The sequence below is a fragment of the Curtobacterium sp. JUb34 genome (assembly GCF_003755065.1).
Lineage (GTDB): Bacteria > Actinomycetota > Actinomycetes > Actinomycetales > Microbacteriaceae > Curtobacterium.
In genome coordinates this window covers 440,990-465,526 of record NZ_RJVH01000004.1, presented here as the reverse complement: position 1 = coordinate 465,526, position 24,537 = coordinate 440,990, and the positions used below count along the sequence as shown (strand labels likewise).

Annotated in this window: 25 protein-coding genes; 6 read left to right on the top strand and 19 right to left on the bottom strand. The window is 70.5% G+C overall.

Features of this window, described 5'->3' with window-relative positions; genetic code table 11:
- Positions 1–221 precede the first annotated feature (221 nt).
- The 6 genes from EDF63_RS18770 to EDF63_RS16250 form a co-directional block, all read right to left on the bottom strand.
- On the bottom strand, positions 222–362 hold the full coding sequence (locus tag EDF63_RS18770) for a hypothetical protein (RefSeq protein WP_185020900.1): 141 nt from the start codon (positions 360–362) through the stop codon (positions 222–224).
- Between the two features lie 17 nt (positions 363–379).
- Positions 380–907, bottom strand: coding sequence for a hypothetical protein (locus tag EDF63_RS16270; RefSeq protein ID WP_148061801.1), 528 nt, complete (start codon positions 905–907; stop codon positions 380–382).
- A gap of 11 nt (positions 908–918) precedes the next feature.
- Positions 919–1,596: a signal peptidase I gene (locus tag EDF63_RS16265; RefSeq protein ID WP_123314019.1), complete on the bottom strand. Its 678-nt coding sequence runs from the start codon at positions 1,594–1,596 to the stop codon at positions 919–921.
- The gene (locus EDF63_RS16260; protein WP_123314018.1) at positions 1,593–2,489 is read right to left on the bottom strand and encodes a hypothetical protein; all 897 of its coding nucleotides are present in this window, start codon (positions 2,487–2,489) and stop codon (positions 1,593–1,595) included. The genes EDF63_RS16265 and EDF63_RS16260 overlap by 4 nt, the downstream gene beginning before the upstream one ends.
- The gene (locus EDF63_RS16255) at positions 2,486–3,082 is read right to left on the bottom strand and encodes a TasA family protein (protein ID WP_123314017.1); all 597 of its coding nucleotides are present in this window, start codon (positions 3,080–3,082) and stop codon (positions 2,486–2,488) included. Before EDF63_RS16255 ends, EDF63_RS16260 begins: the two co-directional genes overlap by 4 nt.
- Positions 3,083–3,214: 132 nt before the next feature.
- Positions 3,215–3,769 carry an alternate-type signal peptide domain-containing protein gene (locus EDF63_RS16250; RefSeq protein WP_123314016.1) on the bottom strand — a complete coding sequence of 185 codons (555 nt, stop codon included), beginning with the start codon at positions 3,767–3,769 and terminating at the stop codon, positions 3,215–3,217.
- A 356-nt stretch (positions 3,770–4,125) separates the two neighbouring features.
- On the opposite strand from EDF63_RS16250, the gene pnuC reads away from it, so the two are divergent.
- Together pnuC and EDF63_RS16240 are read left to right on the top strand one after the other, a co-directional pair.
- Positions 4,126–4,791 (top strand): nicotinamide riboside transporter PnuC, encoded by a 666-nt coding sequence (gene pnuC / locus EDF63_RS16245; RefSeq protein WP_123314015.1) that lies wholly within the window; start codon positions 4,126–4,128, stop codon positions 4,789–4,791.
- A gap of 103 nt (positions 4,792–4,894) precedes the next feature.
- Positions 4,895–5,605: a hypothetical protein gene (locus EDF63_RS16240; protein ID WP_123314014.1), complete on the top strand. Its 711-nt coding sequence runs from the start codon at positions 4,895–4,897 to the stop codon at positions 5,603–5,605.
- Here the strand turns inward: EDF63_RS16240 and EDF63_RS16235 are convergent.
- The 6 genes from EDF63_RS16235 to EDF63_RS16210 form a co-directional block, all read right to left on the bottom strand.
- Positions 5,602–6,822, bottom strand: coding sequence for an ABC transporter permease (locus EDF63_RS16235; protein ID WP_123314013.1), 1,221 nt, complete (start codon positions 6,820–6,822; stop codon positions 5,602–5,604). The two genes, EDF63_RS16240 and EDF63_RS16235, sit on opposite strands and share 4 nt — an antisense overlap.
- Positions 6,819–7,754 (bottom strand): ABC transporter ATP-binding protein, encoded by a 936-nt coding sequence (locus EDF63_RS16230; protein ID WP_123314012.1) that lies wholly within the window; start codon positions 7,752–7,754, stop codon positions 6,819–6,821. Before EDF63_RS16230 ends, EDF63_RS16235 begins: the two co-directional genes overlap by 4 nt.
- A gap of 145 nt (positions 7,755–7,899) precedes the next feature.
- The gene (locus EDF63_RS16225) at positions 7,900–9,561 is read right to left on the bottom strand and encodes a glycoside hydrolase family 13 protein (protein WP_123314103.1); all 1,662 of its coding nucleotides are present in this window, start codon (positions 9,559–9,561) and stop codon (positions 7,900–7,902) included.
- 50 nt (positions 9,562–9,611) lie between these two features.
- Positions 9,612–10,517 (bottom strand): carbohydrate ABC transporter permease, encoded by a 906-nt coding sequence (locus tag EDF63_RS16220; protein ID WP_123314011.1) that lies wholly within the window; start codon positions 10,515–10,517, stop codon positions 9,612–9,614.
- Positions 10,517–11,464 (bottom strand): carbohydrate ABC transporter permease, encoded by a 948-nt coding sequence (locus EDF63_RS16215; protein ID WP_123314010.1) that lies wholly within the window; start codon positions 11,462–11,464, stop codon positions 10,517–10,519. Before EDF63_RS16215 ends, EDF63_RS16220 begins: the two co-directional genes overlap by 1 nt.
- Positions 11,465–11,475: 11 nt before the next feature.
- The gene (locus EDF63_RS16210) at positions 11,476–12,738 is read right to left on the bottom strand and encodes an ABC transporter substrate-binding protein (protein WP_260233140.1); all 1,263 of its coding nucleotides are present in this window, start codon (positions 12,736–12,738) and stop codon (positions 11,476–11,478) included.
- A 168-nt stretch (positions 12,739–12,906) separates the two neighbouring features.
- Between EDF63_RS16210 and EDF63_RS16205 the strand changes: the two genes are divergently transcribed.
- Positions 12,907–14,163 carry an ROK family protein gene (locus EDF63_RS16205; RefSeq protein ID WP_123314008.1) on the top strand — a complete coding sequence of 419 codons (1,257 nt, stop codon included), beginning with the start codon at positions 12,907–12,909 and terminating at the stop codon, positions 14,161–14,163.
- Here EDF63_RS16205 and EDF63_RS16200 read toward each other — a convergent pair.
- Positions 14,069–14,785 (bottom strand): CoA pyrophosphatase, encoded by a 717-nt coding sequence (locus EDF63_RS16200; protein ID WP_123314007.1) that lies wholly within the window; start codon positions 14,783–14,785, stop codon positions 14,069–14,071. The genes EDF63_RS16205 and EDF63_RS16200 overlap by 95 nt on opposite strands.
- A gap of 168 nt (positions 14,786–14,953) precedes the next feature.
- The gene (locus tag EDF63_RS16195) at positions 14,954–15,784 is read right to left on the bottom strand and encodes a siderophore-interacting protein (RefSeq protein WP_185021472.1); all 831 of its coding nucleotides are present in this window, start codon (positions 15,782–15,784) and stop codon (positions 14,954–14,956) included.
- 113 nt (positions 15,785–15,897) lie between these two features.
- On the opposite strand from EDF63_RS16195, the gene EDF63_RS16190 reads away from it, so the two are divergent.
- Both EDF63_RS16190 and EDF63_RS16185 read left to right on the top strand, forming a co-directional pair.
- On the top strand, positions 15,898–16,434 hold the full coding sequence (locus EDF63_RS16190; protein WP_123314006.1) for a hypothetical protein: 537 nt from the start codon (positions 15,898–15,900) through the stop codon (positions 16,432–16,434).
- On the top strand, positions 16,431–17,045 hold the full coding sequence (locus EDF63_RS16185; RefSeq protein ID WP_123314005.1) for a bifunctional 2-polyprenyl-6-hydroxyphenol methylase/3-demethylubiquinol 3-O-methyltransferase UbiG: 615 nt from the start codon (positions 16,431–16,433) through the stop codon (positions 17,043–17,045). Before EDF63_RS16190 ends, EDF63_RS16185 begins: the two co-directional genes overlap by 4 nt.
- Before the next feature lie 265 nt (positions 17,046–17,310).
- On the opposite strand, the gene EDF63_RS16180 is transcribed toward EDF63_RS16185, so the two are convergent.
- Positions 17,311–17,760 (bottom strand): DUF4279 domain-containing protein, encoded by a 450-nt coding sequence (locus EDF63_RS16180; RefSeq protein WP_159572418.1) that lies wholly within the window; start codon positions 17,758–17,760, stop codon positions 17,311–17,313.
- A gap of 221 nt (positions 17,761–17,981) precedes the next feature.
- On the opposite strand from EDF63_RS16180, the gene EDF63_RS16175 reads away from it, so the two are divergent.
- Positions 17,982–18,230, top strand: a complete 249-nt coding sequence (locus EDF63_RS16175) for a hypothetical protein (protein WP_260233138.1) — start codon at positions 17,982–17,984, stop codon at positions 18,228–18,230.
- A 113-nt stretch (positions 18,231–18,343) separates the two neighbouring features.
- On the opposite strand, the gene EDF63_RS19005 is transcribed toward EDF63_RS16175, so the two are convergent.
- The 4 genes from EDF63_RS19005 to EDF63_RS16155 form a co-directional block, all read right to left on the bottom strand.
- Entirely contained in the window at positions 18,344–19,333 is a 990-nt protein-coding gene (locus tag EDF63_RS19005; RefSeq protein ID WP_260233137.1) for a glycoside hydrolase family 16 protein, read from the bottom strand.
- 285 nt (positions 19,334–19,618) lie between these two features.
- Positions 19,619–20,812, bottom strand: a complete 1,194-nt coding sequence (locus EDF63_RS16165; protein ID WP_123314099.1) for an alpha-hydroxy acid oxidase — start codon at positions 20,810–20,812, stop codon at positions 19,619–19,621.
- 128 nt (positions 20,813–20,940) lie between these two features.
- The gene (locus EDF63_RS16160) at positions 20,941–22,416 is read right to left on the bottom strand and encodes a rhamnulokinase family protein (protein WP_123314003.1); all 1,476 of its coding nucleotides are present in this window, start codon (positions 22,414–22,416) and stop codon (positions 20,941–20,943) included.
- Positions 22,417–22,452: 36 nt separating this feature from the next.
- Positions 22,453–24,537, bottom strand: a complete 2,085-nt coding sequence (locus tag EDF63_RS16155) for a bifunctional aldolase/short-chain dehydrogenase (protein WP_123314002.1) — start codon at positions 24,535–24,537, stop codon at positions 22,453–22,455.

Genomic DNA, 24,537 nt, shown 5'->3' with positions numbered 1-24,537 from the left:
CCGTTGGCAGGGGCAGCCTGCGCGGCGGGCGCAGCGACGAGGGTGAGACCAGCGACGAGAGCGGCGGCGAGGGCCGCTGCCGAGAACCGGGCACGGCGACGAGGCCGCACGGAGCGTGAGAGCACGGGGATCCTTCGGGTGGATGCGACCGATGCCGGTCACGGGTGTGCTCACCGTACCGAGCAGTACTCAGTGCACGCGTCCTCCCATCCGGGGGCCAGTCAGTAGTCGGGGTCCTGGCGATCCTGGTCCTGCCAGGGCAGCATCCGGCCGGCGACCAGCGACAGCACGCCCCCGAACATGAAGACGAGCAGCACCGCCCACCAGGGGTTGCTTCGTTCGCGCGGCTGCTGTCCGTCCATGCCGTCACGATAGCGGGTCAGTCGGTCGCACCCCGTGGCGGTTCGACGAGCAAGCCGACGCGATCGGCCAGGTAGTCGGCGAGCGGGACGGCGGAACCCGCGGCCGGTGACCAGCGGACGAGCGGCACGTCGTCCTCGATGAAGAGCACCCCGGTCGAGCCGACGAGCGTTCCGTCCAACGCGATCGCGGTGGCGCCGTGGTTGACGGTGTCGCCGGCCGTGAAGTGTCCCTTCGCCGCAGCCGCGCGGTACGCCCGACGGACCTCGGCGGAGACCGACTGGAACTGCGCCCGGCCCGGATCGATGACCCGGGTGATCGCCCCGGTGGCCCAGACCCGACCGCCGGACTCGAGCGACGAGCCGATCAGCAGCGCACCGATCCGCCACACACGGCCGAGGGGCCGCATGGTCGCTTCGCGGCGGATGCCGAGCACCGCCTTCGGCTGCACGTACTCGCCGAGCGCTTCGTCCGGCACCCCGGCGGCGCGGAGCCGGCGTGCGGCGTCGTCGAGCAGTTCGCGCGCTCGCTGCACTCCGTCGGTCACGTCCACCGAGCCTAGACCGGGGCCTGCCCCGAGCCCCGGTGCGATGCGCTGCGGCGCCCGTGACCGGTCGTCGCACGGCGCCCGTGACCGGTCGTCGCACGTCGCCCGTGCTCGGCCGTCGACCGTCGCCGGCGGGCGGCCGTGACGGTCCCGATGGTGATCATCACACCGCCGTACGCCAGCAGGACCCCGGCGACGGTCGGGATGAGCCAGCTCCGCGACCCGTTGACGAGCTGGTTGACGACTCCGATCTCGGGGACGCTGTACCAGACGACGCCCCGGATCTGCGCGGCGGTGACGGGGTGCGGGTCGGCCTTCGCGTTGTTGTCGCCCTTGAGGACGAAGGTGCGTTCGCCGTTCGACGCCGAGGACACCGAGACCACGCGGTGGCTGATGACGGCCGGCTGGCCGGAGACGATCTGGTAGGTGACGACGTCACCGACCTCGACGTCGTCGACGGCGGTGGGACGGACGACGAGCAGCGTGCCCGGGGGCAGCGTCGGCTCCATCGACTGGGTCAGGACCGTCAGCGGCATCGACCCGGTGGCCTTGGGCACCACGATGAGCACGACGGCGAGCGCCGCGACGAGCAGGAGCAGCCCGGTGCTCACGCCGAGGACGACGGCGTGCACGACCGCACGCGCGCCGGAGCGCTCGGCACGTCCGGGACGGGCGGTTGCGCGGGTCATGCGCCGCACCGGATCGCCGCGCCGTTGTTCTGCGTGAAGAGCGTGACCGGGCCGCTGCCGGCGACGGTCGAGGTCGGGTTGCCCGCGCTGTCGAGCACCTTGACGGTGACGGGGAGGGTGCCGGAAGTGCCGGCGCTCGCCGGGATGTCGTTCGGGGCGATGGTGATGAACGCCGAGTAGTCCTGCGCCTTCTGGCCGACCGCGGTGGTGCCGACGAAGGCGCCGTACCAGGTGTCCTTCGGTCGGTTCGCGGCGTCCCAGCGCACCTCGACGTACCAGCCGTCGTGGTCCGTGCAGACCAGTGCGGGACCGGTGTCGGCGGCCGTCGCCGGGGTGGTCAGGGTGAACCCGCCCTGTACGACGCCCGAGGTCCAGCTGCCGCTCGCCACGGTGAGGTTGACGTTCACGGTGGCCGTGGCGGATGCCGGCGCCGAGGACTTGGGCGTGCTGCGGGTGCACCAGATGGCGGAGGCACCGGCGGCGAGCTTGGACGTCATGCTCGGCAGCGACGCCCAGGTACCCGTGACTGATCCGCTGCCGACGGCGGTGTTCGTCGTGCACGCCGCGGTCGAGGCGACGGGCCACGCGACGACGGTGACCGCCTGCGCGAGCGCGGTCGAGCTGCCGGAGACGACGGACACGGTGGTCGTCGCGGTGCCGGCGATCGTGCCTGAGTTGGTGAGCGTGATCGGTTTCGTGACCGACGTCACCGTCGACGAGAAGGTGGTGGTCAACGCGCTCGTGCCGGTGATCGAGGCGGAGACCTTGCCGATCGCGACGCTCGAGGCCGTGGTGCCGGACGCACTCCACAGTGCCCAGGCGGCGCTCGACCCACCGCCGACGAACACGGCGGTGAGCAGCACGGCGACGACGAGCCGGAGTCTGCGGTTCATGCGGAGACCTGCGTTCCGGTGACGGTGAGGGTGAAGTCGGTGACGGCGCCGGAGACGCTCTGCGGCGCGTCGGCGTCGAGGACCAGCTCGACACAGCCGACGGAGCTCGCACCGGGCTGCAGCGTGAACGAGCTGCTGCCGGTGTCGAAGGCTGCGAGACGGCCGCTCGCGCCGGACAGCCCGGCGGTGCAGGCCGCAGCCGATGACACGTTGGTCAACCGGAGCGTCAGTTCGCCGAGCACGGCCGCCGACGAGGCGTTCGTCGCGGAGGCGACCTTCGTGGACGTCGTGGCGACCCGCATCGACAGCGGGATCGAACCGGTGTTCTTCACAGTGAAGGTGCCGGTGACGCCGGTCCCCGGTCCGAGGACGGTGGTGTTCATCGTCGACAGGGTGCCGACGGTGATCGTCGCCGTCGCGGACTTCACGGTGGTGGCAGCGGTGCTGGCGGTGCCGTTCCAGAGGGCGTAGGTCCCGCCGACGCCGAGGAGCGCCGTGGCGACCGCGACGACCAGGGCGAGCGCGACGGGCAGGACCCACCGGTGGCGTCGTGCTGCGCGGTGGCGGCCCGTCGTCCTCGGTGTCCCGGTCATGTGCGTCCCCTGGTGCTCGTGAGCCTCTGCTGGTGCGGACCACAAGGGGCCCAGACGGGCCACAAGGGCCCGGGCGGGCCGCGACCGGCGGATCAGGGGCCGGTCGTGGCCCGCGTCAGTGCGATCGGTGGATCAGGAACCGATCGCGGTCTGCGTGAGGGTGAAGGCCAGCGCGCCGACGTTGATCGACCCGTTCTGTCCGGTGGTCGCCGAGGACGGCAGCGTGATCGTGAAGACGACCTTGACGGTCGAGGTGGACGCCGACGGCGAGACGACGAAGGTGTTCGCGTTCGACGTCGACTGCACGACGGTGGCGCTCGAGGACGTCACGGCGAGGGTCTTCTGCGTCGCGGCGAGGAGCGCGGAGTCGCCGGTGATCGACTGGCTGGCGTAGGTCAGGTTCGCCTTGAGGTCCTGGCCGGTCGCGCCGATGTTCAGCGTCTGCGTGAACTGGAACGTGTTGCCCGGCACCATCAGGGCGGTGGTGGGGTTGATCGCGGTCGAGCGCCCGTTCGTGATGTCGGTCCAGGCGCCGTCGTTGTTCGCGCTGAGGGTCAGTGTGCCGGAGCTCACCGAGGACGCGGCGCTCGAGGCGCTGGCGTTCCAGAGGGCGAAGGTGCCTGCTCCGCCGAGGAGGAGGGCGATGCCGGCCGCGCCGGCGATGGTGCCGGTGACGATCTTGTGCATGGGAGTGGTCCGTTCTGCGCTTCGGGGCGCGCTGAGCACCACCGGCTCGGTGATTCGGGTCGTCGAGCTGGTGGGACGGTGTCATCGACCTCGCGGGTGAGGGGTCGCGGCTGACCGGTGCCGAGAGTGGTCGCCGGGCTCCGGAGCGCAGATCTGCTGCTCGGGCGGGCTGGACTCGCTCTGGTGACGACGCTACTCGTCCCCCAAAGTGCGGACAAGTCGGAACATGCTTTTGCATGCACCCAGAACGGGGGTGATTTTTGTCCTCCCTGTGGAGGACATGTTTGTACCCCGATCGTGATCGGAATGTCGGGCGTCCCCCGACCGTTGAACCGACCGGAAACGAGGAGGGACCCATGGGCATCGTGCGCTGGCTGTTCGACGCGCAGATCGTCATCGGCGACCAGACGGTGCTCTGGCGCGAGGTGATCGGCAACGTCTTCGGGCTGCTCAGCGCGCTCGGCGGGATGCGCCGCAAGGTCTGGGCGTGGCCGATCGGGCTCGTCGGCAACGCGCTCCTGTTCACCGTCTTCATGGGTGCCCTGTTCGACACCCCGAACCCCGTCAACCTGCTCGGTCAGGCCGGCCGCCAGGTCATGTTCATCATCGTGAGCATCTACGGCTGGTACCGCTGGACGCACCGCCCCGACGACACCGCCACCGTGATCGAACCGCACTGGGCCTCGTGGCGGACCCGGGCCCTGCTGGTCGTCGGCATGATCGGTGGGACCGCGCTGCTCACCCCGGTGTTCCGCGCCCTCGGGTCGTACGAACCGGTGTGGAGCGACGCGTGGATCTTCGTCGGTTCGCTGCTCGCCACCTACGGCATGGCGAAGGGCTGGGTGGAGTTCTGGCTCATCTGGGTCGCGGTCGACCTGGTCGGCGTCCCGCTGCTGTTCTCGGCCGGGTACTACGCGTCGGGTCTCATGTACGTCTTCTACGGCGCCTTCACGCTGACCGGTTTCTTCGTCTGGATGAACCAGCGGGTCAAGCCCCCGGCAGCGCCGGTCACGGTCGGCTGAACGGCCCGCCCACACCGAACCGGTCCACGACGACCCGGCGCGGATGTGACGGCCCCCGGTCTGGGACGAGACAATGGGGTACCGCACACGATGGGATGGTCCGATGGAACCCCTGCACGGCGAACGCGTCGAGGATGATGAGTCCCTCGCCGAGCGCACCGTCCGCGGAGCGATCCGCGCCTACCGACTGCACTCCTTCGATGCGGTCGACGCCTCGGTCGTGGCCGAGGTCGCGGGCATCCCGCTCGAGACCGTGGAGCGCCTGTTCCCCGCGTGGGAGGCGTTGCTGCTGGTGACGTACGACCGGTGGACGCAGCTGCGGGGCACCCGTCGGAAGACCCCGCCGGCGTGCACGATCGACCACGTCCGGTTGACCCTGGCCGAGGACGTCGCCGATCCGGGGCTCGTCCGGGTCCTGGCGGGCGTGATCACGGTCGCGAGCTCGGAGTCCGGGTTCGCCGAGCTGTTCCGCAAGCGCTTCGACGAGTACGTCGAGCAGCTCAGCAACGGTCTGCAACGCGACTTCGACAGCGGCGCCGAGGAATCGGCGATCCCGGCGTACCAGGCGGCCACACAGCTGCTCGCGGTGTACGAGGGGCTGCAGATCCAGATGCTCGTCCGGCCGCACATCGACGTCATGGTGGAGTTCGACCGCTCGGTCCGGACGCTCCGACAGGGCTGGAAGCAGCACGAGCTGACGTCGTGGGACCTCGACGCCGACGTCCCCGAGCGCGAGACGCCACAGCGCCAGCGACCGGCAGAACAACAGCAGACCGCACGCGAACCCGAGCGGGAACCCCAGAGTCGTCCCTAGCGGGAGACCGACCGCCGCCACGACACGATCTGCCGCAGCGTCACCTTCGACCCGTACTGCGCGACCGAGTGCCGGAACAGGTACTCGGCGAACCACAGCAGCAGCCCGGCAGCGACGAACACCTCGACGATGCAGACCACCGACTCGGTGACGCTCAGTGAGCCGACGGCGTTCCGCACCATGGCGGTGATGGGCGTGAACGTCGGGAAGTACGTGAAGAACGCGGCGACGGGCGACGACGGGGTGGTCATCACGAAGAACGCCGCGTAGAGCGGGATGATCAGGGCGAAGATCGCCGCCGACTGCAGCGCCGAGGCGTCCTTGATCGACGGCACCGCGGCACCGACGGCGACGAACAACCCGGACGCCAGCAGGACGCCGCCGACGAGCAGCAGGGCACCGACGAGCATCCGCCACGGGTCGATCGTCAGGCCGCCCAGCTGCGAGGCGACGAGCGGCAGGACGGCGAGCATCCCCACCAGCCCGGGGATGACGAACACCCCGACCTGCACGAACCCGACGAGCAGCATCGCGATCACCTTGCCGCGGATCAGGTCGCCGGCGGTGACGGCGGTCAGGATCATCTCGGAGATGCGGTTCTCCTTCTCCTCGACCACGACGGTCACCATGCGTGCGGCGAGCAGGATGACGAGCCCGAAGAAGGCGGCGACGTACAGGAACGGCGGAACGATCGACAGCCAACCCGGCGCGACCCGCCCGTCGGCGTACGTCGTGACGTCGGTGGCCGGTGGGGAGCGCAGCAGTTCGACGGTCTCGGGATCGTCGACGGTCGCGGCGACACTCTGTTCGAGCACCCGTTCGGCGAGCGACGAGTAGCCGCCGTTCGCGAACAAGCCACGGTCGGCGGCGTCGACCTGGATCGCGGTGGTCGACGGCGACGCGGGGAACTCGATGAACGCGTCGAGGGTGCCGGAGCGCACGGCGGCGCGGTCGGCACCGGCGTCGGTGGACGGCGATCCGCCCCACTTCGCGGCCACGGACTCGGACACCAGCCCGGAGTGGTCGAGGTAGCGGAACGGCGTCTTCGTGGCCGAGGAGCCGGAGACCACCGAGTCGGTGCCGGCCGCCTGGCCGATGCCGACGAGCAGGGACACGACGACGATGACGACCGGTAGCGCGAGCGTGCCGATCCAGAACGCGGGCTTCTTGACCGCGCGCACGAACTCGAACCGGACGACGGTGCCGAGGCGGCTCATGCGGCGGCCCCGTCCACTGAGGCCGTGGCGAGCGCGTCGTGGCCGTAGACCTGCACGAAGATCTCGTCGAGTGGGATCCGGCGCATCTCGAACGCGGTGACGCGGACACCGTCCGACACCAGCGCCGCGAGGATGTCGGCGCCGTCCGGCGCGGCGGCGGACGTCGGCACGAGGTAGGCGACGTGCCCCTCGTGCCGCGCGAGCTTGTACAGCGGCGAGCGGGGGACCGGTCCGTCGAGGCCGACCCGGGCGACGGCGCCGCCGAAGGCGTCCTGCACGTCGGGGATGGACCCGTAGGCCGCGGCCGTGCCGTCCTTGAGCAGCAGGATCCGGTCGCAGAGCCGCTCGACCTCGTCCATGTGGTGGGTCACGAGGATGACGGTCGCGCCGTCGGCCTTGCGCTCGTCGACCAGGTCGAGCAGCAGTCGACGGTTGACGGGGTCGAGGCCCTTCGTGGGTTCGTCGAGGATGAGCAGCCGCGGCCGGTCCATGATCGTGATGCCGAGCTGCACCTTCTGCTGCTGGCCGCCGGAGAGCTTGTCGACGCGGAGTTTGGCGCGGTCGGCCAGGCCCACGCGGGCCAGGTAGTCCATGCTCCAGGCCGTGGCCTCGGGGCCGCGCAGCCCGCGGAGCCGTCCGAAGTAGGACATCACGTCGATGACGGATTCCTTGCGGTAGAGCCCGCGCTCTTCGGGCAGGTACCCGATGCCACCGGTGGCGGGCCGGTACGGCTGGCCGTCGATGGTCAGGGTGCCGGCGGTCGGGGTGGTGATGCCGAGCAGGGCGCGGATCGTCGTGGTCTTGCCGGAGCCGTTGCTGCCGAGCAGGCCGAACGTCTCGCCGGCGGCGACGTCGAACGACAGTCCGTCGACCACGTTCCGGTCCCCGAACCGCATGACGAAGTCCTGCACGCTGATGGTCGCCCCGCTCATGCGGTGACCCTACCGGGACCGGCTGACGTCCCGGCTGCCGGTCGCGGCCCGAGACGGTGACCGCACGACGGACGGGAGGCACGGTGCCTGCCCGCACCGCGCCTCCCGTCCGTCCCCTGGTCGCGTCCACGACGCGCACCCTGCGTCAGGAACGCAACCAGGCTGTCCCCACGCCCGTCAGGGCGCCGTCTGCCACCGGCGCCGAGGCGAGCAGCAGCTCGCCGGCGGGGAGTTCGTAGGGCTCGTCACCGAACACCGTCACGCTCGTCCAGCCGTTCGGGCGTCGGAAGGCGAGCACGTCGTCGCGGCCGGTCTCGAGCCACTCCAGGTGTTCCTCGGACTGCAGCTGTCCGCGCAGTCCGAGGGCCTTCCGGTACAGGTTCAGGGTCGAGTCGGGGTCGGCGTCCTCGGCCTCGACGCTCGCGTCCGCGAACCACGCCGGCTGGGGCAGGTGCGCGGTGCCGGCGCCGAAGCCGAACGACGGCCCGGACCGGGTCCACGGGATCGGCACACGGCAGCCGTCACGGCCGACGTCGACACCCGGGTTGCGGAAGAACGCAGGGTCCTGACGGTCGGCGTCGGGGATGTCGCCGACCTCGTGCAGGCCGAGTTCCTCGCCCTGGTACAGGTAGGCGGAGCCGGGCAGCGCGAGCTCGAGCAGGGTCGCGGCCTGCGCGCGGCGCAGCCCCAGCGAGCGGTCGAGGTCGTCCTGCGAACCGCCGGCGAGCAGCCACGCGCCACCCTGCTTGTCGGGGGAGCCGTTCCGCGCCGGCAGCGCGTACCGGGTGGCGTGGCGGACGACGTCGTGGTTCGAGAAGACCCAGGTGGTCGAGGAGCCGGACTGCTCGGCCAGACCGAGGTTGAACTCGATGATCGTGCGGAACTGGCCGGCGTCGAAGTCGGCCTCGAGCAGGTCGAAGTTGAACGCCTGTCCGAGTCCGTCGGCGCTCGCGTACCGAGCGCGGCGGTCGGCGGCGACCCAGGCCTCGGCGACCGCGGTCCGGGCGGGGGTGTACTCGTTGAACACGGTCCGCCACTCGGCGTAGATCTCGTGCACGTCGTCGCGGTCCCACAGTGGGTGCGAGCCGTCCTTCGGGATCTCGGCGAGTTCCGCCCAGGTCGGCAGGGCGTCGGTGGGCAGGTCCTTCGCGAGCCCGTGGGCGACGTCGATGCGGAAACCGTCGACGCCGCGGTCCGACCAGAACCGCAGGGTGTGCAGGAAGTCGTCGCGGACCTCGCGGTTTGCCCAGTTCAGGTCGGGCTGCTCCTTGGCGAAGGAGTGCAGGTACCACTGGCCGTCGCCGACCGCGGTCCAGGCCGGGCCGCCGAAGATCGAGATCCAGTCGGCCGGAGCCTGTTCGCCGGAGGGCCCGGTGCCGTCGCGGAACACGTACCGGTCACGGGCAGGGGAGCCCTTCGGCGCGGCGAGCGCCTCGCGGAACCACTCGTGCCGGTCGCTCGTGTGGTTCGGGACCACGTCGACGATCACCCGGATGCCGGCGCCGTGCAGTGCCTCGACCATCCGGTCGAAGTCGTCGAGCGTGCCGAGCTTCGGGTCGACGTCGCGGTAGTCGTCGACGTCGTAGCCGCCGTCGGCCAGCGCGGACGGGTAGAAGGGGCTGAGCCAGACGGCCTCGACACCGAGCGACGCCAGGTACGGCACGCGCTCGGTGATGCCGGGCAGGTCGCCGATGCCGTCGCCGTTCGCGTCCGCGAAGGAGCGCGGGTAGATCTGGTAGACGCTGGCCTGGCGCCACCAGGTCTCGTCGGTCGTGGTGGTGGCGTGCTGGGCGAGGGTGTCGGTCACGGGGTTCCTCTCGGGGTGGCTGGTCGGGGTGGCCGTCTCGGCCGGGTCGGTCACTTGATGGCGCCCTGGGTCACACCGGCCATCACCCATCGCTGGGTGACGAGGTAGACGATGATCGCCGGTGCCATCGCCATCAGGTACGAGGCGAACGACACGTTGTAGTTGTTGCTGAACTGCGTCTGGAACATCTGCTGCAGCACCGGCAGGGTCTGCAGCGCCGGGTCCGAGGTGATCAACGACGGCATCACGAAGTCGTTCCACGACGCCAGGAACGCGAAGATGCCGACGGTGGCGCTCATCGGTGCCAGCAGCGGGAACACGAGCCGCCAGAACACCTGGCCGGTGCTCGCGCCGTCGATGCGGGCGCTCTCCTCGAGCTCGGCCGGGATCGACCGTAGGAACGCGGTGAAGAGCAGCACGCTGAACGACAGCTGGAACATGACGTGCAGCAGCGCGACGCCGAACGGGTTGTCCAGGTGCGCGAGGCCGGTGAGCTTCACCTGCGACAGTGCCAGCACCGGGAACGGCAGGAACATGGCGGCGAGTAGGTAGAAGAACGACCATCGGAACAGCCGACGGTCCCAGTTCCTGGCGATCGCGAACGCCGTGAACGAGGCGAGCAGGATCGTGCCGACGACGGTGATCGCGGCGACGAGCACCGAGACGCCGAACGCTCGCGGGAAGTCGGTGAGCTCCCACGCCTGCACGAAGCCGTCGACGCTGAAGGGCGCGGGCAGCGAGAACGCGTTGCCGTCGACTGCCTGGCTCGTCGTCTTGAACGCCATCGTCAGGGTGACGTAGAGCGGCACCAGGATCGACAGCGCGCAGAGCACGAGGACGACGGTGACGGGCCAGTTGGCGGTGCCGCCGCGGCGGCCCGCGGTCCGGTCGGCGTCGACCGATCGGATGCTGCCCGTCTTCGTCGTTCCCGGACGGAGGGGTGTCTGGATGGTCATCAGAGCGCTGCTTTCCCGCGGGTCGCCCGCAGCTGGATCACGGCGATGACGACCGCGATGATGAAGAAGATCGTGGCGTTGGCCATCTGGTAGGCGTAGTCGCCGCCGTTGAAGCCCTTGAAGATCGACATCGCGACGCTCGTGGTCGAGGTGCCGGGGCCGCCGTCGGTCAGGCCGACGATGATGTCGTACGAGTTCAGGAAGTTCTTGAACCCGATCACCAGGTTGATCAGGATGTAGCCGGCCGTCAGCGGCGCGGTGATCGAGATCAGCTGGCGCCAGGCACTCGCGCCGTCGAGGGCAGCGGCCTCGTAGACCTCGCCGGGGATGGACAGCACCCCGGCGATGTAGATGAGGAGGGTCGACGGGATCGCCTGCCACGCGGTGACGATCACGATCGCGACCCACGCCAGGTCGGGGTTCGCCAGGATGCTCTGCTCGAGCGGCCCGAACCCGATCGCGGTGGCGAACGCCGGCAGGCTGTTCGCGAACAGGAACGAGAACACGTACGCGATGACGATGCCGGAGATCACCATCGGCAGCACGAACACCGCGCGGAGGGCGATCTTGCCGCGGATCTTCGAGGTCAGGGCGATGGCGAGCAGGAACGCGACCGCGTTGACGACGATCACGGTGACGAGCGAGAACCCGAGGGTGAACAGGTACGCCTGCAGGATCGCGGGGTCGGAGAACACCGCGACGTAGTTCGTGAGCCCGATGAAGCGGAACTCACCGAACCCGACCGAGTTCGTGAAGCTCAGCACGATGCCCATCACGGCCGGCAGCGTGATGGCGAGCGTGAAGAGCAGCAGGGTGGGGAGCAGGAAGGCGAGGAAGAGCGGTTCGATCCGCTTCCGCTTGTGGGTGACGGACTGGAGGCCCGGTGCGGCTCCGCCCCGTCGGCGGCGGTCCGCCGTCGTGATGGCTTCGGTGGTCGTGGTTGCCATGGGACGTCTCCTTACGCGGCCGTGCGGAGCGCGAGGCGCGCCCAGTCGGCGTCGAGGGTGCGGAGCTGGCGCTGCGGGTCGCCGCCGAAGGCGATCGACTGCGCGTAGTTCGCGACCGGGATCTCGGCGGGGATGAGCTGCGACGCACCGAGGTAGAAGGCGGCGTCGTCGTAGTACGACTGCATGCCGGTCAGCGCCGGGTTCGACGCCGGGGGAGCGTCCTTCCGGACACCGAAGCCGTTGTTGTCGGCGTTGTACTTGTCGTTGACCTTCGACTGCATCAGGAACGACAGGAACTCGCGAGCCGCCTCCTGCTTGCGCGACGCCTCCGGGATCCAGAGCGCCAGGTCCACGTTCACCCGCACCTTGTTGTCCGCGGCGTCGTCGGTGACGGGCAGCGGGAAGGTGCCGAGGTCCATGTCCTTGTTCGTCTTCGCGATCTCGCCCAGGGCCCACGGTCCCTGCAGGTACATCGCGGCCCTGCCCTGCGCGAAGGCGAGGTTGCCGTCGCCGTACCCACGGCTGGCCGCGCCGTCCTGGTGCCACTCGCGCAGCTGGACCATGCGTTCCATCGGCGTCCGGAGGTCCTTCTCGAACGACACCGACGAGTCCTTGCCGACCTTCGTGCCCTCGCGTCGCAGCGCGTCGAACGTCTTCGGGGTGTCGATCGCGCCGCCGATCGTGTAGTCGAACATGCCCTGCGCGATCGTCCAGTTGTCCTTGAACGTGCCGTAGATCGGGGCGATCCCGGCCTTCGTCAGGCGCTCGCAGAGGTCGGCGAACTCGCTCCAGGTCGTCGGGACCTCGAGCCCCTGCTCGGCGAACAGCGCCTTGTTGTAGATCACCGAGGCGGCGGTCACCGAGTACGGCAGGGCGCTCTTGCGGCCCGGGTAGTCGGCGGTCTGCTCCATGAGCGGCCACAGATCGGGGTTGATCGTGTCGGTCTGGGGCAGGTCAGACAGGTCCGTCAGTGCCCCGTGCTCGACGAACGGCACGACCGAGAAGTTGTAGTTCCAGCACCCGAGGTCCGGCGGACGGTTCCGGACGAAGTTCGCGGACATGCTCGAGGTCGAGTCGCGGACGACCCGCACCTTCGACTGGCTGTCGTGGAACTGCGCGATGACGCCGTCGAAGTAGCCGATGACCTCGGGCTTCGACACGTAGAACGTGATGGTCTCCGGCTTGGCGCTCGAGGACCCGATCGGGGCGCACCCCGCGAGCGCGAGCCCGCTGGCGATGCCGCCGGCTCCGAGCAGGAACGAGCGTCGGCTCACCGATGCTGCCGTCCTGGTCGTGGCGTGTGGTTGCACGTCGTCTCCGTCCGTCCGGACCCGGCAGCCCTGCCGTTCCGTCCTGCGATCGGCTCCGATGCCGACCGCGAGACTAAATCTAGCGACAAAATCTAATTACGCAAGGAACTCGTGGCGCGATAAGGTCACGGCATGCCGCCACCCCGCCGAACGAGCGCCGAGACACTGCTCGCGCACGCCTTCGACGCCGGCGCCTTCACCGCGACCGAGGCCATCGACGCCACCGGTCTGACCCGCTCGACCGTCCTGGCCGCGTGCGAGGAACTCGTCCGGCTCGGCTGGCTCCACGAGCTCGACGACGCCCGTGCCGCCGGGGAGTACCGGATCGGGCGGCCCGCCCGGCGCTACGAACTCGACACCGCCGCCGGGGTCGTCGTCGGGGTGGACGCCGGGCAACACCGGGTCACCGCCTTCGTCGCCGACCTGCGCGGCACCGTGCTCGGTCGTGCCGAGGGGGCGCTCGGTGAATCGGGGCTCGAGGTCCCGGTCCGGCTCGCGGTCCTCGCCGACACCGTGGACGACGCGCTCGCCGCCGCCGGTGTCGACCGCTCCCGCATCCTGGTCACCGTCGTCGGTATCCCGGCGCCGGTCGACGCCGGCGGGGCGTCGCCGGGCGACGGCGGTTTCTGGGACCGGATGAACCCCGGGTTCGCCGACGCCGTCCCGCACGGCCGCGTCGTGGTCGAGAACGACGCGAACCTCGCCGCACTCGCCGAGCGGCCGTCGTCGGGGGACGCGTCGTTCGCCGCACTGCTCTCCGGCGAGCGGTTCGGCAGCGGCCTCGTGGTCGACGGTGTGCTGCTCCGCGGTGCCCACGGCGGCGCGGGGGAGATGCGCGTGCTCGACATCGTCCAGGGCGTCGGGTCGTCGGACGGCATCGGCGCGACGGCGCGGACGCTGGTCGCCGAGGCCGTCGCGGCGGGCGACGTGCGGCCGGGTAGCCCGCTCGCCGTGGACGACGGCGCCTCCGCCGTGTTCCGAGCGGCGCAGGACGGCGACGCCGTGGCGCTGGCGATCGTCGACCGCCTCGGCGACCGGCTGGCCCGTGTCTGCGTCCTGCTCGCGAGCCTGCTCGACATCGACCGCGTGGTGGTCGCCGGTGCGATCGCCCAGCCTGCGGTCGCCGTCATCGACCGGGCGCGTGCGCTGCTCGACGGCTGGCACTTCGACCCCGTGCCCGACCTGGTGGCGTCCACGCTCGGTGGCGACGTCGTCGTCATCGGGGCCGTCGCCCACGCGGTGGACGCCGTCCGTGCTGATCCGCTGTCGTTCCCGCTGGTCGACCCTGCTGTCGTCAGTGCCGACGGTCGAGGGGAAGCTCCCGCGTCCGGTCCCAGTCCTCGGTCCACCCGAGCCGGTCGAACAGCGCATCCAGCAGCATCGCGGTGAACCCCCACACCAGGTGACCGCCGTCGGCGGGGTGCTCGCTGCCCTCCGCATCGACCGTGAAGCCCGGCCCGCGCCACTCCTGACCACCGCGTCTGATCACCGTGACCCCGCGGTTCGCAGGGTCGAGCAGGTCCGCCACCGGCACCCGGAAGACCGCGGCCGACTCGCGCTCGTCGACGACCCGGATCGGGGACGGCTCGCGCCACCAGCCCAGCACCGGGCGGACCAGATGGTTCGAGAACGCCAGCGGCACCGCGGGCAGCGTGCCGAGGACCTCGACGCCCGTCGGGTCGAGCCCGGTCTCCTCGCGTGCTTCACGGAGGGCTGCGGCGACGGCGTCGGCATCGCCCGGATCGATCCGCCCGCCGGGGAACGCGACCTCGCCCGGGTGTGCGCGCAGGGTCGTGGCGCGAGCGAGCAACAGGACGTCGAGGTCGCGGGGGACGTCGGCGGCGACGGCGGGGCGGTCGCTCGGCGTGCGGTCGAGTGCGCCGAAGAGCATCAGGACGGCAGCGTGCCGCGGGGTGGTCGTGCCGCCGGGTTCGACGGGAGGCTCGGCGTCGCCCCATCCGGTCGCCGCGACCCTCGCCAGTGCCGCCCGTGCGCGCCCGTCGTCGCCCATCACCCGCCCACCCTAGGCGTGCGGCGCTGGTGGCCGTGCGAAGGTGCTTCGCGCGTCTGTGCCGTGCTTCGTGCGTCCGCGCCGTGCTTCGTGAGCAGAAATGGTCGGGTCGGGAATCGGCACTCGACCATTCCTGCTCACGAAGTCGCCGGAGGTGCCCGAACGCAGTCAGCCGGACCGGCCCGCGCGCCAGTACCCGGTGAAGGCGATCCGCTCCTTCGGGATGCCCGCGCCGACCCAGTGTCGTCGCGCTCCGCCGGCGAGGGACTGCTCGCCGGCGACCCAGGCAGCGTGGTCGGGGCTCACCGACGATCGGGTGACCGCGTCGAGCGCCGCGGCTCCGGGACGTCGACCGGGTTCGCGGGTGATCCACGTCACGTCGATGCCGGTCGGGGCATCGATGGTCCGCACGTCGGCGTCCGTCGGGACCTCGAGGACCGCGGTGCCCTTGGTCGAACGGGGGAGCGACTCGAGGATCCCGGCTGCAGCGGGCAGGGCGCTCTCGTCCGCGACGATCACGATCGGACGACCGAGGGCGTCCCGGTCGAAGCCGATGCCCTCGTCGATGAGCCCGGCCACGTCGCCGGGCTGTGCGCCGAGTGCCCACCCAGCCGCGGTCGGCCCGGTCGGTGCGTGGTCGTCGCCACTGCCGTGCACCACGAAGTCGACGTCGAGCTCGTCGCCGTGGTGCAGTCGGCGGAGGCTCCGCACGGTGTAGCTGCGGAGGATCGGTCGGCTCGCCTTCGCCATCGTCAGGAACTTCAGGTAGCTCACGGTGTCGAGCTTCTGCGGGGCCCGCGTGAGGTCACCGCCGTCCACCGGCAGGAACAGGCGGAACCACTGGTCGTAGCCCATGTGGGTGAATCGGCTCAGGTCGTCGCCGCCGAACACCACGCGGATGAAGGACGGCGAGATCCGTTCGGTCCGCACGACGTGCAGGGTGAGGAGCTCGACGCGTTCCGGCTTCGTGCGGGTCGCCTGCATGTTCGTCCGTGCCATGTAGGTAAGGCTAACCTAACCAAGTCTCCGGTGGGATGGTTCAGTCGACTCCCGGGAGTCGTCGGCATGGTGGAAGAACCGAGGAGCACTCGAACATTCGATGAGGAGACACCGTGGACCGCTTCCGAAGGCTGCCGCTGCCGGCGCTGCTGCCCATCCTGTTCGTGCTGGTCGGCGGACTGTACTTCGCCATCGGTCTGGTTTCGAACCCCGACGGTGCCGGTCTGGCCGCCCGCGCGATCGGATCGCTCTTCTACGCCGTCTTGATGACGGTGTTCTTCGGCTTCCTCATCGCCTACCGTCGCCGCCGAGCGGGTGGCACCGAGGGTGCTGCCGCGATCCAGCGAGCGGTGCGCTCCGGAGACCTGCCGGACAACGTCGACCACGTCGTGTGGACCCGCGAGCTCGAGTCGACCCGCAAGCGGTACCGGAACAACCGGGTCATCGTCCCGATCATGGTCGTCGTCTTCGCGGCCTTCTCGGTCTGGGCAGCCCTGACGGTCAGTCCGTTCTGGTGGGCGATCCTGGCGCTGTTCGTGGGGATGTGCGCGTACTCCGTCTGGGAGACCCGCCGGGCGCTGCGCAACATCGAGCAGCTGCTCACCACCCTGCGTGGGACCTGGACCGTCCCGCAGTCCAGCAGCCCGTGACCCGGCACGTCCCGAGTCCGGAGCGGCGCTGGAACCACAACACGCACTTCCACGCCCGGATGCTCGATGCCGTGCCGGTCGGGGCCCACACCGCCCTGGACGTCGGGACCGGCAACGGTCTGCTCGCCCGTGACCTGTACGACGCGGGGCTCGACGTCACGGCGATCGACCTGGATGCGGACGTCCTGCGCGCCACCCGCACCGCGAACGCCGACACCGGGATCCACTGGCTGCACGGTGACGTGATGAGACACGACTTCGGTCAGCAGTTCGACGTGGTGGCCTCGGTCGCGACGGTGCACCACCTGCCGGACCTGTCAGCCGGGCTTGCGCGGCTCGCAGACCTCACGGCGCCAGGTGGCGCCCTGGTGGTCGTCGGACTCGCGAAGCCCACCCGGCTGCGTGATCACGTGCTCGGGGTGGCGGGTGTCGCGCAGCATCGTTGGTCCTCATGGCGGCGCGGTTACTGGGAGCACTCCGCGCCGACGTGCTGGCCGCCACCGCATTCGTACGCCCAGGTCCAGCACATCGCGCATGCGGTCCTGATGGGGTCCGAGTACCGCCGACACCCGCTGTGGCGGTACGTGATCACGTGGCGCCGGCCGCGCTGACGCACGGATGACGGGACGGAGTCGGAATCCGCTCGCACCAGGCGCCTCGTCTCCGAGGCGCTGTTCTCGCCGTGAACCCGCCCAAGGCGCATCTACCCGGTAAGGGTGCGTCCTGCCCGCAGCACGGCGAGGGTGGCTGCCCGTTCAAGCCGGGCCGGGTCCGTCGGCCTCACTTCGCTGCGGGAGATGTCGGAAGTCATCAGTCGTCCGGTCAGCCAACCGTCATCGGAAGATCGTGCGCACCTCACACTGACGGCGCCGGGACTCACCAGACGTCGCGGTACGAGATCTCCATGTGCTCGGTCGACACGGGTGTCAGTTCGAGATCGAGCCCAGCGGCTCCCACCTGGCGCAACACCTCCGCCGGCACAACGAAGGTGTTCTCCTTGTGGTCGGTGATGAGGGACACCGACAGGCTGACCACGTAGCCCTCCTCGCGCAGACGCGCGAAAAGGTCCGCCGCGTTCTCTGGCAACAGCTGCAGGACCCACTGCACACGCCCCCAAGGGTCCTGCCCGTGGTCGGCGCGGATCTCGTCGACGTGAACGACGCTGAACACGTTCCAAATCGATACGTCGAACACGCGGGGCCCCTCACCCTTGAGGTCGCCGATCTCGTACTGCTCGTCGGGCCTGACACCCAGGAGTTGTGTCACGTGCTCCGAAGAGCCCCGCTGGCCATGGATGTTCAGCTCCACCTGGATGTTCTTGATCACTCCGGCAGTGTCCCACTCAGGCTGCGCCGAGATCGCGTCGAGGGCGAGTGCGTCTGGTGGGGCGATGAGGACGGGTGGGGTCCGCGCTCACGACGTCACGCCGGTCGAGTCCCTTCCGCATTGTCGCGGCGGGCTCTCCGCCGTGGATGCGCCGGACTTCCACCAGCCGTGGTGTGCGCTGAGGAGCGGCCAACGGACAGCGCGCACCTACACTCTCCATCGTGAGTAGACGGAGCTCGGGGCCACGCTTCTTCCGACGCCCGAAGCCCTTCGCCGGCGGGGAGGTCTGGATCGTCCAACACGACGAGTCACCGGACAACACGGTCCTCGGCGTCTTCGCCACGGACGACGAGGCGTACGCCTTCATGGACACGGTCAAGGACGACTACGAGAACGGCGTGATCTGCGAGAGCTTCTCGATCCCGTACCGGTCCACCGATGGCGCAGTTCGTTACCAGGCCGAGGACTGAAGTCGGCCTCCGTCGGCCTGTCGGTCACCCTGCGAGCGCGGTCCCAGTGAGCAGAAGACGTCGGGTCCCTGGTGGGGACCCGACGTCTTCTGCTCATTCATTGGGCCGAACGCTCACTCCGTGGTGGAGACCCAGTCGATGAGCAGGTTGCCCTGGTCGCCCCAGTTGCCGACCTGGAACATGAAGCGGTGCGGGGTCGTCGGCACGTCGTGGGTGACGGTGTCGAGGACCTTGCCGTCGACGCTGTAGGTGACCGACTCGCCGGGCACCCAGTCCACCGTGTAGGTGTGCCAGTCGCGCCACGAGACGCCGGTGCCGATCTGGACGCGGTCGGCTTCCTTGCCAGGGGTCATCGAGTGGTGGAAGGCCGAGGGGCTGTCCTCGAAGTTGCCCTCGGGGAAGTCGATCTCGCCGTCGGACCAGGTGCCCGACGTCGGCCACAGCATGAAGGCCGCGCCGTTGCCGTCGCCACCGGTGGCCTTGGCGCGGACGGAGAACGAGCCGCCGACGTGGTCCCAGGCGCCGGCCGAGGACCCGAAGGTGCCGGCTGCCCCGGCACCGGTGCCGAGGGCGACGTCCATCACGCCGTCGTGCACCGAGACGGTCTTGCTCGGTGCGTAGATGCCGGAGGTGCCGTCGGGGTAGGGCTGCCACGACTGCGGGTAGAGCCGCGAGACGAGGCCGGTCACGGCGTCGGTGGTGAAGTCCTCGACGAACGAGGCGTCCGGCGCGGCGGCTGCGTCAGGAGTCTCGGCGACCTCGTCCTGCGGTTCAGCCGAGCCCTCCGCCTCTCCGTCGGACGAAGGCTCGTCCGACGGAACTGCTGCCTCGGGTTCCGCGGTCGGGGTGGTGTCCTCGACCGGCGCGGCCTCGGCGGTCGGCGCGGGCGTCTCCGTCGGCGTCGTGTCCGACTCTTCGTCGTCCGACGGGGCCGGGGTCGCGGTGTCCGAGGGGGTGGGGGTCGGGGTCACCGGGGCGTGGTGCCCGTGGCGGTGTCCGCCCCAGCCCCACCAGCTGTCAGCGGAGGCGGCGGAGGCGGTGGGGACTCCGAGCGCCAGGCAACCGGCGGTCGCCGCCGCCAGGATCGCGCGACGGCGGCTCATCGGGTGTGCCGTTCGGTGGTGGAGGTGATGGGCGTGGTGGTCGCGGGGGTCGTGCCGCGCATGGGCGTGCACGTGCTTCGGGTCGAGATGTCGGGCTCCTCGTGGTGCTCGGGCGCAGGATGCGGGGAGGGGACGGCGCGCCAGGGGGGGGGGGGGGGCAGGATGCCGAGGGGTTCGGTGACGCGTCCACGGACATCTTGCATCATTTGTGCCCCGTTCGGGGGTAATCGCCCGAATCGGCAGTCGAACGCGCGGTGAACGGCGGGCAGCCCGCAGCCCGCAGCCTCAGCCGCGCGGTACCGGCTGCAGCCGCTGCAGCTGCGTCACGTGCCCGGGCTCGAGCTCGTCGAGCGACGTGACCCCGAGCAGCCGCATCGTGCGCTCGATCTGCTCCGACAGGATCTGGATCATCCGGTCGACGCCGGCCTCGCCGCCCGCCATCAGCCCGTACAGGTACGCCCGGCCGACCATGGTGAACTTCGCACCGAGCGCCACGGCGGCGACGATGTCCGCGCCGGACATGATGCCGGTGTCGAGGTGCACCTCGGTGTCCATGCCGACCTCCTTGACCACGGAGGGCAGCAGGTGGAACGGCACGGGTGCCCGGTCGAGCTGGCGTCCGCCGTGGTTCGACAGCGTGATCCCGTCGACGCCCATCTCGGCCAAGCGCTTCGCGTCCGCCAGGGACTGCACGCCCTTGACGACGACCTTGCCCTTCCACTGGTCGCGGATCCAGGCGAGGTCCTCGTAGGTGACGGTGGGGTCGAACATGTGGTCGAGGAGCTCCCCGACGGTGCCGGACCACCGGTCGAGCGACGCGAAGGCCAGCGGCTCGGTGGTCAGGAAGTCGAACCACCACCACGGTCGCGGGATGGCGTTCAGCACGGTCCGGGCGCTCAGCTGCGGCGGGATCGAGAACCCGTTCCGCTTGTCCCGCAGGCGCGCGCCGGCGACGGGCACGTCCACGGTGACGAGCAACGTGTCGAACCCGGCCTTCTCGGCGCGGGAGACCAGCGCCATCGACTTCTCGCGGTCCTTCCACATGTACAGCTGGAACCAGTTGCGACCGTGCGGGTTGGCGTCGCGGACGTCCTCGATGGCGGTGGTGCCCATGGTGGAGAGCGAGAACGGGATGCCCGCGCGTCCGGCTGCCCGGGCGCCGGCACGCTCGCCCTCGGTCTGCATCATGCGCGTGAACCCGGTGGGGGCGATGCCGAACGGGTACGCGACCGGCGCACCCAACACCGAGCGCGAGGTGTCCACGGACGAGACGTCGCGCAGGATCGCGGGCGTGAACTCGATGTCCTCGAACGCCTGGCGGGCGCGGGCGAGCGAGATCTCGGCCTCGGCGGCGCCCTCGGTGTAGTCGAACGCGGCCTTCGGCGTGCGTCGGGCGGCGATGTCGCGCAGGTCCCAGATCGTCAGCGCCGACTCGAGCCGCTGTCGCCGACCCGGCAGCGAGGGCTTCTTGAACTGCATGAGCGGTGCGAGGTCCCGCACCGTCGGCAGCTGCCGCTTGATCGGTGTCCGCCGGGTCGACGGTGCCCCGGGGGTCGCTGCCGGAGCCCCGGTCGCGGGGTCGACTCGGTGCTGGTCGTCGATCGAGGTCATACAGACATCCTACGTCTCGGAGTGGATTGTGGGGAGGTGTGATCGGCCCGAGGGGTGTACCGGACGGGCTCGACGGTGCGGGCGATCGTCGCGCGCAGGGCCTCGAGCGACGCTCCACCCAGGCCACCGAGTCCGGCGGCCCGCGCCTGCACGAGGATGTTGCCGAGCGCTGTCGCCTCGACGGGCCCGGCCAGGACGGGCAACCCGGTGCGGTCGGCCGTCAGCTGGCAGAGCAGCCGGTTCTGCGATCCGCCACCGACGATGTGCACCTGTCGGACGTCTTTGCCCGTGATGGCACCGATCGTCGTGAGGGTGTCCGCGTACGCGGTGGCCAGCGACTCGAGGATCGACCGCACGAACTCGGCCCGCGACGCGGGCGCGCTCAGCCCGTGTGCGCCGCACCACGCGGCGATGCGCGCGGGCATGTCGCCAGGGGCCGTGAACGACTCGTCCGCGGGGTCGAAGACGGGGACCGGGGCGGTGACGGCCGCGGCGGAGGCGAGCAGGGCTTCCAGGTCGAGCGAAGCGCCACCACGCTCCCAGGTGCGGACGCTCTCGGACAGCAACCACAGTCCGGACACGTTCTTGAGGAAGCGGACGCGGCCGTCGACCCCGCCCTCGTTGGTGCAGTTCGCGTCGCGCGCCGCGTCCGACAGGACGGGTGCGTCGAGCTCGACGCCGACGAGTGACCAGGTGCCCGACGAGATGTACGCGAAGTCCGGTTCGGTCGCGGGGACCGCGACGACGGCCGACGCGGTGTCGTGCGAGCCGACGAGCGTGACGGGCGCGGTGCCGCCGACCAGGTCGGCGACGGCGGGCAGCAGGTGCCCGAGTCGGTCGCCCGGGTCGCGCAGGGTGGGCAGGAGGCCGGCCGGGAGGCCCGCAGCAGCCCGCAGCGCCGGATCCCACCCGCGGGTGGTCGCGTTCAGTGCCCCGGTCGTCGACGCGTTGGTGCGCTCGGCCGCCTCGACACCGGTGAGCCAGTAGCCGAGCAGGTCCGGGATGAGCAGCGCGCGCTGCGCGAGCTGCAGGGACGGGTCGGCGGCGAACTGGAACACCGTGTTGAAAGGCAGGTGCTGCAGACCGCTCCGGGCGTACAGCTCGGCTGCGTCCAGCCGCTCGTGCACTGCCTCGACGCCGCCCTCGTGCCGCTCGTCGCGGTAGTGGGAGGGCAGACCGAGCAGCCGGCCGTCGCGGAGCAGTCCGTAGTCGACCGCCCACGAGTCGATGCCGATGCTGACGATCTCGGGGTGCGCGGCGAACGCCTGACGGAGGCCGTCGGTCACCTGCCGGTACAGCTCCACGACGTCCCAGTGCAGGGCCTCGCGATCGTGCTCGTGCAGGGTGACGGGACCGTTCGGGAACCGGGCGACGTGCTCCATCCGGACGCCGGCGGTGTCGACGTGGCCGAGGATCACGCGGCCGCTCGTCGCGCCGAGGTCGACCGCGGCGACGGTGCCGCTGTTCGTCATGTCGCTACCCCTTGCCGGACATCAGCTTGTCGGCCATCAGCGCAGGAACGCCGCGGCGACGCCGGCGTCGACGGGCACGTGCAGTCCGGTCGTGTGCGAGAAGTCGTCGGTGCAGATGGCGTAGACGGCGTTCGCGACGTTCTCGGGCACGACCTCGCGCTTGAGGATCGTGCGCTGGGCGTAGAACGCGCCGAGGTCCTGTTCCTCGATGCCGTAGGTCTTCGCGCGGTTCGCACCCCAGCCGCTCGCGAAGATCCCCGAGCCGCGGACGACGCCGTCGGGGTTGATCCCGTTGACGCGGACGCCGTGCTCGCCGAGTTCGGCCGCGAGGAGTCGGACCTGGTGCGCCTGGTCGGCCTTCGTCGCCGAGTAGGCGATGTTGTTCGGGCCGGCGAACACCGAGTTCTTCGACGAGATGTAGACGATGTCGCCGCCGAGGCCCTGCTCGATGAGGACCTTCGCCGCAGCCTTGGACACCAGGAACGAGCCCTTCGCCATGACGTCGTGCTGCAGGTCCCAGTCCTGTTCGGTGGTGTCGAGCAGGCTCTTGCTGAGCGACAGCCCCGCGTTGTTGACGACGAGGTCGAGGCCGCCGAAGTGCAGGAGTGTCTGCTGGACCGCCTGGTCGATCGCGGCGGCGTCGGTGACGTTCGCCGCGACGCCGATCGCCTGGTCGGTGTTCCCGATCTCGGCGGCGGCTGCCTGCGCCTTCGCCAGGTCGAGGTCGGCGATCACGACCGCGGCGCCCTCGGCGGCCAGGCGCTTCGCGATCGCCTTGCCGATGCCGCTCGCGGCGCCGGTGACCAGGGCGATGCGGGTGGCGAGCTTCTTGGGGGCGGGCATGCGCTGCAGCTTCGCCTCTTCGAGGGCCCAGTACTCGATCCGGAACTTCTCGGCCTCGTCGATGGGGGCGTAGGTGCTGAGCGACTCGGCGCCGCGCATGACGTTGATCGCGTTGACGTAGAACTCGCCGGCGACGCGGGCGGTCTGGGCGTCCTTGCCGTACGAGAACATCCCGACGCCGGGGACCAGCACGATGAGCGGGTCGGCACCGCGGATGGCGGGGCTCGTCGCGTCGGCATGGCGGTCGTAGTACGCCTGGTAGTCCGCGCGGTACTGCTCGTGGAGTTCGTGCAGGCGGGTGCTCTGCTCCTCGACGGTGGCCGTGGCCGGCAGGTCGAGGATGAGCGGCTTGACCTTGGTGCGCAGGAAGTGGTCCGGGCAGCTGGTGCCGAGCGCGGCGAGCTCCTCGGCGCGCGAGGCCGCCAGGAAGTCGAGGACGACGTCGCTGTCGGTGAAGTGACCCACCACCGGCTTGTGGTGGCCGGCGATGCCGCGGATGGTCGGGGCGAGGGCGGCTGCGCGTGCGTGGCGTTCGTCGGTCGGCAGCGCCTCGAAGCCTGCTCGGGGCTCTCCGAACGGGTCGGCCTTCCCGTGCTCCGCGATGTACTGCTCGGCGGTGTCGATGATCCAGCGCGAGTTGCCTTGCGCCTCGTCGCTCGTGTCACCCCAGGCCGTGATGCCGTGGCCGCCGAGGATCGTCCCGATCGCCTGGGGGTTGTCCCGCTTGATCGCGGCGATGTCGAGCCCGAGCTGGAACCCCGGTCGGCGCCACGGCACCCACACCACCTTGTCGCCGAAGATCGTCGCCGTCAGGGCCGGACCGTCCGCCGCCGTGGCGATCGCGATGCCGGCGTCCGGGTGCAGGTGGTCGACGTGTGCGGCGTCGACCAGGGCGTGCATCGCCGTGTCGATGGACGGGGCGGCACCACCCTTGCCGTGCAGCGTGTAGTCGAACGCGGCGACCATCTCGTCCTCGCGCTCGACGCCGGGGTAGACCGCCTGGAGCGCACGGACGCGGTCGACGCGCAGGACTGCGAGGCCCGCCGGGGTGAGGGTGCCGAGGTCGCCCCCGGAGCCCTTCACCCAGAGCAGCTCGACCGGTTCGCCGGTCACCGGGTCGGTCGCGGTGCCCTTCGCCGAGGTGTTGCCGCCCGCGTAGTTCGTGATCCGCGGATCCGAGCCGAGCGCGTTCGAACGCGCGATGAGCGCCCTGATCGTCTCGTCTGCATCGGTGCGCTGCGTTGCGGGGTCCACCCGTGCCTCCAGTGTGTGTGTCAT

Excerpts from the sequence above, each read along its gene's own strand:
- EDF63_RS18770 (WP_185020900.1), bottom strand. The coding sequence starts at position 362 with ATGGACGGACAGCAGCCGCGCGAACGAAGCAACCCCTGGTGGGCGGTG.
- EDF63_RS16265 (WP_123314019.1), bottom strand. The coding sequence starts at position 1,596 with ATGACCCGCGCAACCGCCCGTCCCGGACGTGCCGAGCGCTCCGGCGCG.
- EDF63_RS16260 (WP_123314018.1), bottom strand. The coding sequence starts at position 2,489 with ATGAACCGCAGACTCCGGCTCGTCGTCGCCGTGCTGCTCACCGCCGTG.
- EDF63_RS16255 (WP_123314017.1), bottom strand. The coding sequence starts at position 3,082 with ATGACCGGGACACCGAGGACGACGGGCCGCCACCGCGCAGCACGACGC.
- EDF63_RS16250 (WP_123314016.1), bottom strand. The coding sequence starts at position 3,769 with ATGCACAAGATCGTCACCGGCACCATCGCCGGCGCGGCCGGCATCGCC.
- pnuC (WP_123314015.1), top strand. The coding sequence starts at position 4,126 with ATGGGCATCGTGCGCTGGCTGTTCGACGCGCAGATCGTCATCGGCGAC.
- EDF63_RS16240 (WP_123314014.1), top strand. The coding sequence starts at position 4,895 with ATGGAACCCCTGCACGGCGAACGCGTCGAGGATGATGAGTCCCTCGCC.
- EDF63_RS16235 (WP_123314013.1), bottom strand. The coding sequence starts at position 6,822 with ATGAGCCGCCTCGGCACCGTCGTCCGGTTCGAGTTCGTGCGCGCGGTC.
- EDF63_RS16230 (WP_123314012.1), bottom strand. The coding sequence starts at position 7,754 with ATGAGCGGGGCGACCATCAGCGTGCAGGACTTCGTCATGCGGTTCGGG.
- EDF63_RS16220 (WP_123314011.1), bottom strand. The coding sequence starts at position 10,517 with ATGACCATCCAGACACCCCTCCGTCCGGGAACGACGAAGACGGGCAGC.
- EDF63_RS16215 (WP_123314010.1), bottom strand. The coding sequence starts at position 11,464 with ATGGCAACCACGACCACCGAAGCCATCACGACGGCGGACCGCCGCCGA.
- EDF63_RS16205 (WP_123314008.1), top strand. The coding sequence starts at position 12,907 with ATGCCGCCACCCCGCCGAACGAGCGCCGAGACACTGCTCGCGCACGCC.
- EDF63_RS16200 (WP_123314007.1), bottom strand. The coding sequence starts at position 14,785 with ATGGGCGACGACGGGCGCGCACGGGCGGCACTGGCGAGGGTCGCGGCG.
- EDF63_RS16195 (WP_185021472.1), bottom strand. The coding sequence starts at position 15,784 with ATGGCACGGACGAACATGCAGGCGACCCGCACGAAGCCGGAACGCGTC.
- EDF63_RS19005 (WP_260233137.1), bottom strand. The coding sequence starts at position 19,333 with ATGAGCCGCCGTCGCGCGATCCTGGCGGCGGCGACCGCCGGTTGCCTG.
- EDF63_RS16165 (WP_123314099.1), bottom strand. The coding sequence starts at position 20,812 with ATGCAGTTCAAGAAGCCCTCGCTGCCGGGTCGGCGACAGCGGCTCGAG.
- EDF63_RS16160 (WP_123314003.1), bottom strand. The coding sequence starts at position 22,416 with ATGACGAACAGCGGCACCGTCGCCGCGGTCGACCTCGGCGCGACGAGC.
- EDF63_RS16155 (WP_123314002.1), bottom strand. The coding sequence starts at position 24,537 with ATGACACACACACTGGAGGCACGGGTGGACCCCGCAACGCAGCGCACC.